Source organism: Enterococcus sp. (genome assembly GCF_022711995.1).
GTDB lineage: Bacteria > Bacillota > Bacilli > Lactobacillales > Enterococcaceae > Enterococcus_D.
This window is the reverse complement of record NZ_JALAHI010000125.1, coordinates 1-11490: the sequence shown is the minus strand read 5'-3', so window position 1 is coordinate 11490 and position 11490 is coordinate 1. Positions and strand designations below refer to the sequence as shown.

General features: G+C 44.3%; 11 protein-coding genes and 1 other annotated feature. All 11 genes read right to left on the bottom strand.

The window, feature by feature from the left end; all coding sequences use genetic code 11:
- Window positions 1-21: 21 nt before the first annotated feature.
- On the bottom strand, window positions 22-1056 hold the full coding sequence (gene trpD, locus Q0A12_RS12650) for an anthranilate phosphoribosyltransferase (RefSeq protein ID WP_291293009.1): 1035 nt from the start codon (window positions 1054-1056) through the stop codon (window positions 22-24).
- Between the two features lie 29 nt (window positions 1057-1085).
- Window positions 1086-1652 carry an aminodeoxychorismate/anthranilate synthase component II gene (locus Q0A12_RS12645; protein WP_291293008.1) on the bottom strand — a complete coding sequence of 189 codons (567 nt, stop codon included), beginning with the start codon at window positions 1650-1652 and terminating at the stop codon, window positions 1086-1088.
- A complete protein-coding gene (gene trpE / locus Q0A12_RS12640; protein WP_291293007.1) occupies window positions 1636-3039 on the bottom strand; it encodes an anthranilate synthase component I in 1404 nt (467 codons plus the stop codon). Before trpE ends, Q0A12_RS12645 begins: the two co-directional genes overlap by 17 nt.
- A 368-nt stretch (window positions 3040-3407) precedes the next feature.
- Window positions 3408-3620, bottom strand: a binding site (T-box leader).
- Between the two features lie 210 nt (window positions 3621-3830).
- Window positions 3831-4463 carry a bifunctional phosphoribosyl-AMP cyclohydrolase/phosphoribosyl-ATP diphosphatase HisIE gene (gene hisIE / locus Q0A12_RS12635; protein ID WP_291293006.1) on the bottom strand — a complete coding sequence of 211 codons (633 nt, stop codon included), beginning with the start codon at window positions 4461-4463 and terminating at the stop codon, window positions 3831-3833.
- Between the two features lie 34 nt (window positions 4464-4497).
- Complete coding sequence (gene hisF, locus Q0A12_RS12630; protein WP_291293005.1) at window positions 4498-5256, bottom strand: imidazole glycerol phosphate synthase subunit HisF; 759 nt, start codon at window positions 5254-5256, stop codon at window positions 4498-4500.
- Window positions 5253-5972, bottom strand: coding sequence for a 1-(5-phosphoribosyl)-5-[(5-phosphoribosylamino)methylideneamino]imidazole-4-carboxamide isomerase (gene hisA / locus Q0A12_RS12625; protein WP_291293004.1), 720 nt, complete (start codon window positions 5970-5972; stop codon window positions 5253-5255). Before hisA ends, hisF begins: the two co-directional genes overlap by 4 nt.
- A complete protein-coding gene (gene hisH, locus Q0A12_RS12620) occupies window positions 5969-6592 on the bottom strand; it encodes an imidazole glycerol phosphate synthase subunit HisH (RefSeq protein WP_291293003.1) in 624 nt (207 codons plus the stop codon). Before hisH ends, hisA begins: the two co-directional genes overlap by 4 nt.
- A 67-nt stretch (window positions 6593-6659) precedes the next feature.
- The gene (gene hisB / locus Q0A12_RS12615; protein WP_291293002.1) at window positions 6660-7253 is read right to left on the bottom strand and encodes an imidazoleglycerol-phosphate dehydratase HisB; all 594 of its coding nucleotides are present in this window, start codon (window positions 7251-7253) and stop codon (window positions 6660-6662) included.
- A complete protein-coding gene (gene hisC, locus Q0A12_RS12610; RefSeq protein ID WP_291293001.1) occupies window positions 7250-8308 on the bottom strand; it encodes a histidinol-phosphate transaminase in 1059 nt (352 codons plus the stop codon). The genes hisB and hisC overlap by 4 nt, the downstream gene beginning before the upstream one ends.
- Window positions 8305-9585 (bottom strand): histidinol dehydrogenase, encoded by a 1281-nt coding sequence (gene hisD, locus Q0A12_RS12605; RefSeq protein ID WP_291293000.1) that lies wholly within the window; start codon window positions 9583-9585, stop codon window positions 8305-8307. Before hisD ends, hisC begins: the two co-directional genes overlap by 4 nt.
- Window positions 9582-11141, bottom strand: a complete 1560-nt coding sequence (hisG, locus tag Q0A12_RS12600; protein ID WP_291292999.1) for an ATP phosphoribosyltransferase — start codon at window positions 11139-11141, stop codon at window positions 9582-9584. Before hisG ends, hisD begins: the two co-directional genes overlap by 4 nt.
- Window positions 11142-11490: the final 349 nt, after the last annotated feature.

Sequence of the window (11490 nt, the reverse complement as noted above, 5' to 3'; positions counted from 1 at the left end):
TTACTGCTTATTTATTGAAGTTCATTGGTTGTTTGACTGACGGATCAGCATTTGCAATTTGTCATAAGCGGCACCGGAAGCGATACACTCTCGTGCCAGCTCAAAACCTTCTTCCAGCGTTGCGGCTTTTCCGTTAGCATAAAAGCCTAGACCCGCATTTAAAACTACTGTTTCTAAATAAACGGAGGGCTGGTTTTTCAACACTGCTGTTGAGATGGCGGCATTACGAGCTGCGTCTCCGCCCACGATTGCCTCGATGGGCGCTGGAGCAAAACCATAGGCTTGCGGATCCAAAGAAAAATTTGTCACTTTTCCTTCATGATAAAAACCGATGGCTGTTTCGCCTGCCAAATTTGCTTCATCCATCCCCTTGAACCCATGGATCACCATTGCTCTTCGGCGGCCGAGACTGCCTAACGCATGAGCGGTGTCTACCAAACTTTCACCAGCATAGGTACCGATCAGTTGGGTGGTCAGCGGAACAGGGTTGATCAAAGGACCTAATAGATTAAAAATCGTGGGTGTTGCTAACTCTTGTCGTATTTTCATTACTGCCTTCATGCCGGGATGTAGCGAAGGGGCGAAAAGAAAAGCAATGCCCACCGTCTTTAACAAATCAGCGATTTTTTCCGGTGATGCTTGAATCGACACCCCCAAACAAGCTAAGACATCTGCACTTCCTGAACGACTAGAGATACTGCGATTGCCGTGTTTTGCCATCGGAATCCCACCGGCAGCTAAAACAAAGGCAGCCGTGGTGGAGACATTAAAACTGTTGGAATGATCGCCGCCGGTTCCGCAATTATCCATGGCTTCTAGTCCTTCATAAGGGATGACAACGGCATGATCCAGCATGATTTCTGCTAAAGCGGTCAGTTCGGCTGCTGTGATTCCGTTGATCTTCATCGCAACTAACGCCGCCCCCAACTGACTTTCTGAAAACGCACCGCTCAAAATGCCTTGGGCAAAGTGACGCATCTCCTGATAGCTTAAATGGCGGCCATTAAATAATTGCTGAGTGATTTGTAGCGGTGGCTGTAATTTTGCTGCTTGCATAAAAGGTTCCTCCTTTTTTATCTTGTACTTTATGCTCGGTTAGTAGAGACGAGTTCAAGAAAGTGTTGAATGAAAAACGCCCCACATTTGGTTCCCATTGACTCTGGGTGGAATTGCAGACCGACGATGGGCTTTTCCCGATGCTGAATCGCCATGATGACCCCTTCTGTTTCAGCCAATACCTCAAAGTCCTCAGGAAGTGTCGCTGGCGCAATGACCAAAGAGTGATAGCGCATGACGGTCATCTCTCCTGAGTAGTTTTCAAATATGCCTTTTTGGTGATAAGTAAGGTTCGATTGTTTGCCGTGCATAATAGATGGTGCTTGAACTACCGTGGCACCAAAAGCCTGTCCGATAGCTTGATGTCCTAAGCAAATACCTAAAAGCGGCTTTTTTTCTTGGTAGTTTTTGATCAAGGAAAGCATAAAACCAGCCTCTTTTGGCCGACCTGGTCCAGGAGAAAAAATAATAGCCTCTGCTTCTTCGGCAGTAGTGAAAAGATCTGGGTCATCATTTCGCAAGACAATCGTATCTGCTGGGCATTGTTGGACTAAGTTATAAGTAAAGGAATCATAATTATCAACAAGTAAAATCATTGGCGGATACCTCCAATAGGGCTTTGGCTTTCTGCAACGTTTCTTGGTATTCCGTTTCCGGAACAGAATCATAAACGATACCTGCACCTGCTTGAACATAAGCGATTGCATCTTTTAAGATCAATGTCCGAATACCGATGGCAAAATCTGCTTGATCATTCCGTGAGAAATATCCAACTGCACCAGCATAGACCCCTCTGCGAACGGGTTCCCACTGATAGATGCGGGTCATCGCACGAATCTTTGGCGCCCCGCTGACAGTTCCTGCTGGCAGTGTCGCTTTTAGAGCATCCATTGCCGTAATACCTGTTCTGCGTTTGGCAGCTACCACAGAAACGATGTGCATGACATAGCGATATTTTTCGATCACCATATATAAAGGAACATGCACTGTTCCATGCTTAGCAATCCGTCCTAAATCATTGCGTCCCAGATCGATCAGCATCTGATGTTCTGCTCGCTCTTTTTCATCCGCCAATAGTTCAGCGGCCAACGCCTCATCTTCCGCTTTGGTTTGCCCGCGTTTGCGGGTACCCGCTATGGGATTGGTGGTGATTTCTGTACCTTGAACCCGAATCAGGCTTTCAGGTGAACTCCCAATTACTTTGAATCTTTGATCAAAATCAAGATAATAGAGATAGGCGGAAGGATTTGTCACTCTCAGTTTACGGTAATAATCAAAGGGATCTTGGGTAAATGCCGCTTGCAAACGTTGAGAAGGAACGACTTGGAACATATCGCCAGCCGTAATCCGTGCTTTGGCCTCTCGAACAATCGCTTCATAGTCATGCTGTGTGACATTACTGGAAAAATGCAGCTGTTCGTTTGATAACACCCGGGTTTCATCAGGGACTGGTGTATTCAACTGCTGCTGCACTAGTTGGACCACCTGCTCCATCTCCGTTGTTGTTCGTTGACTGTAGCAGTTTTCAAGAACGATCCTTAAAGTTTCCGTCTGATGGTCCAGAACGAGAAAAGTTTCAAAAAGCCAAAAGGCCATATCAGGCACCTGCAGTTCATCTGCCGGCAAGTCTCCGATGTCTTCATAGCAAGCGGCAATATCATAACCGGCATAGCCAATGGCGCCGCTTTGCAGTGGTAAATTCGGCAACGAAGTGATTTCATCTTTTAGTACATACCGCTCCATCTCTTTTAAAGGGTCCTGACACGGGTACTTGTTGACTGTCTTTTTAAACAGGTCCTCCACTTGAAAAATCCCTTCCTTAAAAGTCAGTTTCTGGACGGGATCAAAGGTGATAATCGAATAGCGTCCGGTGTCTTCCTCTCTGGGAATACTTTCCAGTAAACATTTGTGCGCCCCTTGAATCCGTAAAAATACGGAGACAGGGGTTAGACAATCACTGTTGATTCGTTGTATTTGATACATAGACTGCTCCTTTCTTAATAAAAAAAAGCCCTCAAGCAAACGCACAAAAAGACGTCTGCTTGAGGGCGAGTGATCGCGGTACCACCTCAATTGAAGTTGCTTAATTCACCAACTCCTTCTCTATCAACCGTCTAACAACGGTCTTCCTCTATAACGGGAGTTCCCGCATTTTCCTACTGCCAGAAAAGGGTTCAAAAAATGATCGGCTAAGGCCATTTCCTCGATTTCTTGGTACCGGATTCTCATCAGTGCCGGCTTTCTGTAGCCAAGAAACGTTCAAGTACTTCTCTTAGTTTGATGTTATCTTAATTTTTTTATCGATTGCAGAACAAAAAGCAAAAAAGCCCTCACGCAAACAAACTCGTCTGCATGAGGGCGATTACTCACGGTGCCACCTCAATTGGTTCTCTAGATCGTCTATCAACGATCGCTCTCTGTAACGGGAGTTCCCGGAAAAAGCCTACTAAATTCAGCCTTTCGACACAAAAGTCCATTTCTGAAGCGTCAATCTGCTGATTCGCACCACCATCAGCTCTCTGCGAGACAAACATCCTCATACTTCTCTTTTGTTTGGTCTTAATAAGTTATTGGTAGGTATATTACAGGGCTTTTGAGGATCTGTCAACAGGAACAACGATTTTTATCTCTCTTTCACAAGTAATGAGTCTCCGTTACACAAATTAGGTATACCCAACTATCCCATGATAATATTAAAAATACTTAAAATGATCTTCTATTTTTCAATAGTGGAAATACCATTCAATTAATTCATGAAAAAGAGACCCTACTCACTATTGCAGCCGCTCTTGTTTGACTTTCTTGTCCACCACCTGACGTTTGGCAAGTTCCTGCCGAATTTCAGCCAAATCAATACCTGTTTCTACCATTAGAACCAACGTGTGATAAGTCAAATCAGCAATCTCATAAACGGTTTCTTTTCGATCATCCTTCATCGCCCCAATCACGACTTCGGTTGCTTCTTCACCAATTTTCTTTAAGATTTTCTCTCTTCCTTTTTCAAATAAGTAACTCGTGTAGCTACCATCTTGCGGCTTGTCTTTGCGACCTTTCACACGTTCATACAAAGCATCGATCGTCGGGTGTTGGTCGGAACCATAGAGCAGATCCGTAAAGCAACTTTCTGTACCAATATGACAAGCTGGCCCGTCTTTTTTTACTTTGGCAACTAATGCATCTTGATCGCAATCTGCTTTCAAGGAGACTAAATGTTGGTAATTACCGCTTGTTTCTCCTTTGCGCCACAATTCTTGGCGACTGCGAGAATAAAAGGTCATCAATCCATCCTTCAAAGTCAGTGTCAAACTTTCTTGATTCATATAAGCCAATGTCAAGACTTCCTTCGTTTCGATATCCTGCACGATCACTGGAATCAATCCTTGTTCATCAAATCGTACTTGCACCATGTTATCCACTCCTTCTATTGATCGTAAAACCCAGCTATACGATGCGTACGGGAACATCGGCTGACAGCAATTGTTTTTTCAAGTCTGGAATTTTTACCTCACCGTAGTGAAAAATCGAGGCTGCCAGCCCTGCTTCGATGTTTGGTAATTGAAATAATTCAATAAAATCGGCACTTTTTCCAGCACCACCAGACGCGACGATTGGCAATTTGGTGACTTCACTGACAGCTTTCAGCAAATCAAGATCAAACCCCCGCTTCACCCCATCGGTATCCATGCTATTGATGACCAGTTCGCCGGCACCTAATTGCTCAGCTTGGCAAATCCACGCTAATGCTTCTAGACCAGTGTCTTCTCGCCCACCTTTTGCAAACACATGCCAATTATCACCAACACGGCAAACATCAACGGATAAAACAACACACTGGCTGCCATAGCGCTTTGCGCCTTCGGCAATTAACTGTGGTCGGCGAAGCGCCCCAGAATTGATACTGACTTTGTCGGCGCCGCAGTTTAAGACCCGTTCAAAATCTGCCACTTGATTGATGCCCCCACCTACCGTCAAAGGAATAAACACTTCTGAGGCCACTCGCTGCAAAATATCTGTAAATAACCCACGTCCTTCTGCGGAAGCCATGATGTCGTAAAAAACCAATTCATCGGCGCCTTGTTCATTGTAAAAGCGTGCCAAAGTCACAGGATCGTTTACATCTTTCAATCCGGCAAAATTGACTCCTTTCACCACCCGGCCATCACGAACATCAAGGCAAGGAATTATTCGTTTTGCAATCATGCGTCTTCCTCCCCTGCAGCCAAAACATCTTCCAAGCGAAGGTTGCCATTATATAAAGATTTTCCAACAATTACGCCAGAGATGCCTAGCTGCTTTAATCCTTTGATATCTGATAAAGAAGCGACTCCGCCAGAGGCCACGATGTTACAATTCAACTGATTGAGTTTTCCGTATAAAGGCAAATTGATGCCTTCTCCCGTACCGTCACGAGAGATTTCGGTAAAGATGATGGTTTGCGTTCCCCATTCCACCAGTTGTTGACAAAAAGCAAACGCGTCCGTTGTCGTTTTCTCGAGCCAACCTTCGACAGCCACTTTTTCTTCTTTTGCATCGACACCAATAGCGATTTTGCTGCCGTATTTCTTGAGCATTGCTTTGGTGAATGTGTGGTCTTTCTGGGCAATCGTCCCAAGAATCACTCGATGAACGCCGGCCTCCAAACAGTGTTGGATTGTTTCTTCCTCACGAATCCCACCACCGACTTCGACAAAAAGGTTGGTCTGTTGAACGATTTTTTTTGCCACATCAAAGTAATGTAGTTTCCCTTCTTTAGCACCATCTAAGTCTACAAGGTGCAAATACTTGGCTCCCACTTCTTCAAATGAACGGGCAAACGCCACTGGATCATCTCCAAAGACTTCTTTTTGCTCATAATCTCCTTGGTACAAGCGGACCACTTTTTGATCTAACAAATCGATTGCTGGAAAAATGTTCATAGTGGTACCTCCGCAAATGCTTTTAAAATCTTCAAACCGACAGCCCCGCTTTTTTCTGGATGAAACTGGGTGCCGAAGACATTGTCTTTTTGCACGATGCCGGGAATCGCTAGGCCATAGTCACTGTCTGCCACGACATACTCTTGGCAATCGGTAGCAAAATAACTGTGGACATAGTAAACAAAATCCTGCTTTCCTAATGCTTTAACGAGTGGACTTTCCTTACGAACATCCAAACGATTCCAGCCAATCTGGGGTACCTTCAGATCTATTTCTGCTTCTTCAAAGGCTCTTCGCATGGAAACGATCCGCCCGGGAATCAACCCGAGACCAGAATGCAGCCCAAACTCCTCGCTGCTGTCGAACAATAACTGCATTCCTAAACAGATGCCTAATAAGGGTTTGCCTGATGCCGCCAATTCCTGGATCGGTTCAATCAGCGACAATTCTGTCAACTTTTTGCGTGCATCGCCAAAAGCACCCACGCCGGGTAGTAGAATGCGGTCGGCAGCTTTTAATTCCGCCAATGAGCGGGTGATTTGGCATTCAACACCTAAATAGTCTAACGACCGAGACAAGCTGAACAAGTTGCCAACTCCATAGTCAACGATTGCTAACATACATTGCTCCTTTCTATATCTAATCCATCTTGGTGGCAGATACTTAGTCATTATTCTGCAGCATCCATCATTTAATCGTGCCTTTTGTTGAAGGAATCTCATCCGGAGCTGCTTGGTTGATTGCCACTGCTTCGCCTAAGGCGCGACCAAAACCTTTAAAACAAGCTTCCACAATGTGGTGACTGTTCTTACCTGAGATTTGATGAAGATGGATCGTTGCACCTAGTTCCCGGGCAAAGGCAATGAAAAATTCTTCAACTAATTCGGTGTCGAACTGCTGTCCAATTTTTTCACTAGGTATCGCCAATTCTACGACTGCCATGCCTCGACCACTGATATCGATCGCCGTCATGACTAATGCTTCATCCATTGGCAACAGCATACTACCATAGCGTTTGATTCCTCGCCGTTCACCAAGGCTTTCTGAAAATGCTCGGCCAATAGCAATGGCAACATCTTCCGTTGTGTGATGAGCATCAACTTCCGTATCCCCCTCACAAATTAACGTCAAATCAAAACGGCCGTGGCGAACAAATAATTCCAGCATGTGATCTAAAAACCCTACACCGGTTTTGATCGATTGCTCACCGGTTCCCTCGATTGTTAAATGCAGTTGAATCTTGGTTTCAGTCGTATAACGGGTAACTTCTGTCTCTCTCATGGGTTCACCTCTTCTATGATTGCTGTCAGAGCTGCCATCAACCGTTCCATCTGCTCCTTTGTTCCTACCGTGATACGCAAATACTCTTTTGTACGAGGTTGATCAAACCAACGGACGAAGATGTTCTGCTCTCGTAGGGACTGGTACAAGTATTCCCCGGAAATCTTGGGATACCTTGCAAACAAAAAATTTCCTAGACTATCCGTCTGCTCAAAACCGAGTTTGGTCAAAGCCTGCTTGCTCCATTCGCGGACCTGAATCGTTGCTTGGATTTTCTCATCAACATACCCTTGTTCCTGCAACACAGCCGCGCCGACAGCTTGGGTTAAACTATTGATATTGTAGGGATTTAAACTGAATCTCAACCGATTCAGGTCTTGAATCAGTTCTTTGTTGGCAACCGCAAATCCTAAGCGTGCCCCGGCCAACTGCCGTGATTTTGAAAAAGTCCCAACCACTAAAAGATTTTGATACTGATCGATCAAAGAGACCATCGAAGAACCGCCAAAATCGATATAAGCTTCATCAACAATGACTAAGCGATCTGGATGACGCTCTAGAAAAGCACAAATATCCTTTTGTTCTTGATAAACCCCAGTCGGTGCATTGGGATTGGCAAAAATGACCGTTCCTTCGAGTGAATCGTAGTCGGTCAATGCTATCGAGAAATCTTCTTTCAACGGAACGACCGTGGCATCCACTTGATACAAAGCACTATACACTTGATAAAAGCCATAAGTCACATCAGGAAATGCCACGCCCTTTTCAGTGAAACCCTGAAAGATATACGACAAAACTTCGTCACTGCCGTTACCGAGAAAAAGTTGGTCTTGGTCAATCCCCAGATAGACAGCTAAGGGCTTTGCAACAGCTTCAGCAGAAATATCCGAGTAGCGATTCAAGTGTTGTGCGGCATGAGCTGCTGCCGTTTGTACACTTGGGGCTGGCGGGTAGGGACTTTCATTGGTGTTTAGTTTGATACAAGTTTGCTCATCAACTTGTTCCACTGGTGTATAAGGGGTCAAGCTGTGGTACTTTTGATGTAAAAACGTCATTTTTCTTCCTCTCCCCGTACTTTGATTGAACGCGCATGACCGATCAATCCTTCTGTTTCTGCAAACAATTCCACTGCTGGAGCAGCCGCCTTCATGGCTGTTTCTGGGTAATACAAATAACTACTTTTCTTAATAAAATCATCCGCCGATAAAGGCGAGTAAAAACGCGCAGTCCCTTCTGTCGGTAATGTATGATTGGGTCCGGCAAAGTAATCTCCCAAGACTTCTGGCGTGTAGTGACCTAAGAACACACTACCAGCATTTTCTACTTTTCCTAATAATGCAAAAGGCTCAGCCACTGCGAGTTCAAGGTGTTCTGGCGCAATCTGATTGGCTATAGCGATCGCTTCTTCCAACTCTTTGACAAGAATCAGTTTTCCACTGGTTTCAAGTGCCGCAGCTGCGATATCTTTGCGGGGTAGCTCCTTCAACTGCAAGTCGATTTCTGTTTGGACTTGTTCAATCAGTGCTGCTTCTGTTGTCACTAAGATAGCTTGCGCTAACGTATCATGCTCAGCTTGAGCTAAAAGATCTGCTGCCAGCCAGCGAGGGTTTGCACTGGCGTCAGCAATGATCAACACATCGCTAGGGCCGGCGATCATGTCGATATCAACGTCGCCATAAACCATTTTTTTTGCTGTGGCTACATAGATATTTCCTGGTCCAACGATTTTGTCGACTTTGGGAATCGTTTCTGTTCCATAAGCCAAAGCCGCTACGCCATGGGCACCGCCGACTTTGTAGATTTCATCCACTCCGGCAACGGATGCAGCTGCCAGTATGGCAGCAGGCACCTTTCCTTGCCTATCAGTCGGTGTAATCATGACGATTTTTTTAACTCCAACGATTTTTGCCGGTAGTACATCCATTAAAACTGTACTGGGATAGGCTGCTGTGCCACCGGGAACGTAGACACCTACTTTTGCTAGCGGCAACACACGTTGTCCCATAACCACGCCGTTTTCTTTCGTTAGGACAAATCCTTGCTGTACTTGTTTTTGATGAAATGCCAAAATATTCTCTTTCGCCTGTTTCATCACTTTAAGCAGTTCTGGTGAAACTGTCTGAACAGCAGCTTCTATCTCAGAGCGAGTAACGGTTAAGGAATCTAATCTCACATGATCAATTTCCTCAATTAGTTGGAACAATGCATGATCCCCCTGCTGCTGTACACGGTCGATGATTTTTGAGACAACAATGGAAACATCCTCGGTTTCCGACTGTTTTCTTGCCAAGTTTGTTTCTAAAGCATCTTTTTCAGTCGAAAAAATTTTCATAACTGATCCCTCACTTTCTCAATTACAGTTTGAATACGTTCTTGTTTAAAACGCCACGTGGCTTGGTTGATCACTAAGCGTGCAGAAGACGAAGCAATTTCTTGAATCACTTTTAAATTGTTTTCTTTTAGTGTCGTACCTGTTTCGACGATATCAACAATCACATCGGATAACCCTAACAGCGGTGCCAATTCAATCGATCCGTGCAACTGGATCAATTCCACCGAACGTCCTAGCCCTTGATAAAATTGTCGTGTGATCTGCGGGTATTTCGTGGATACCCGCAGCGGCCGCGAGAAATCTTCCTCAAAGTCAGTTCGAGCTGCAACAGCTAGACGGCAAGCTCCCATATGCAAATCAAGAAATTCGATGACTTCGGCCTTGCTTTCCAATAAAATGTCTTTTCCTACTACACCGATATCTGCTACTCCGTGTTCTACATAGATTGCTACATCACTGGGCTTCACTAAAAAAAAGCGCAGCTTGTTTTCTTCATCACAAAAAATCAGTTGCCGATTGTCTTTGAAGACACCTTGAGCAGCTATTCCAGCTTTGGTAAACAAGTCATATACCTCATTCCCCATGCGCCCTTTTGGTAATGCAACGTTCAAATAGTCAGTGCTTTGGTTGGTAGCGAGTACCTTTTGCCCCACATGATTAAGTTTCATTCCAAAACCAATCGCGCCTTGCTCTTTCCCCTGCTGACTCATTAAACGATCATAACGACCACCGTATAAAATCGTCTCTCTGGCCTCTTCAATAAACCCTTGAAAAAGTAGACCGCTATAATAATCGGTATCATTTAAAATGGAAAAATCCAACCGTATCCGAATAGAATCCGGCAGATGTTTTTTTTGCAACGCTTTGTAGAGGCCCCTGAGTTCTGCTAAACCGGTCAGTGCTTTTGGATAATCTGTTAGCAGCTCTTTTGCTTTTTGATACTTTGTTTCAAAATCACCTGACAAGCGCACGAGTTTAGCTAATTTTTTCGATTCTTCTGAAGACAGTCCGGCTTTAGCGGATAATGTATCTATCCCATGCGAACTCTTATCTCGCAAACAATGCAATACCTTTTGACGATCCGCTTCTGGGAACCGCTCACAGATACCATCCAAGATTCCCATATGTGACAAGTCCAACGTGCCTTTTCCTACGTGAGCTAAACTTTCCCAAGCCAATGTTAGAACTTCCAGCTGATCTTCCCATGTGATTTGATCAATGATCTCTAAGCCAATTTGATCTATTTTTTGGTATTCCCCTGCTTGGCGATCCTGTCGATAGACATCTTCCACATAATAAACTCTGCGCGCCTCTCCTGATGGGGTGTTTTTGGCAATAGACATAGTTACATCAGGTTTTAATGCCATGGTTCTACCATCGGTTCCTGTAAACGTAATGATGGAAGAATCACGCAAGAAATGATCATTTTGTTGATAATTGCGGTATTCTTCAAAATTGTTCGAATGATAAGGGGAAAAATAATGTTGCGTATACAACTTCCGTAATTTCAGTTCGACTTGTTCAGCTGGTTTCAATACATTCCACAACTCTTCCACACTTATCACTCCTATTTCATCCCACTGATGCAGATTTCAGCTGTGAACGCAACATTTTATCATCTGTTCACCATCAGTTTTTTTAACAATACTAATGGTTTTGCCATAAATAAGCAATGGTATTTTTCAAAATATTCTGGATATTCCACTTATCTTTCTAGTCTCTAACCAACTTTCCCAACAAACCATTGGTATGGCATGATGGAGTAACAATTCATTGCTTTGCCTTTTTGCACCTAAATTTTTTTGATTGCTTGCGAATACATAGAATAAAACAAGAATGCAATGAAGCAATCCGATCTTGTAATCAACTAACTTGGTTAGTGCGCATACTTAACCAGTTCTAGAG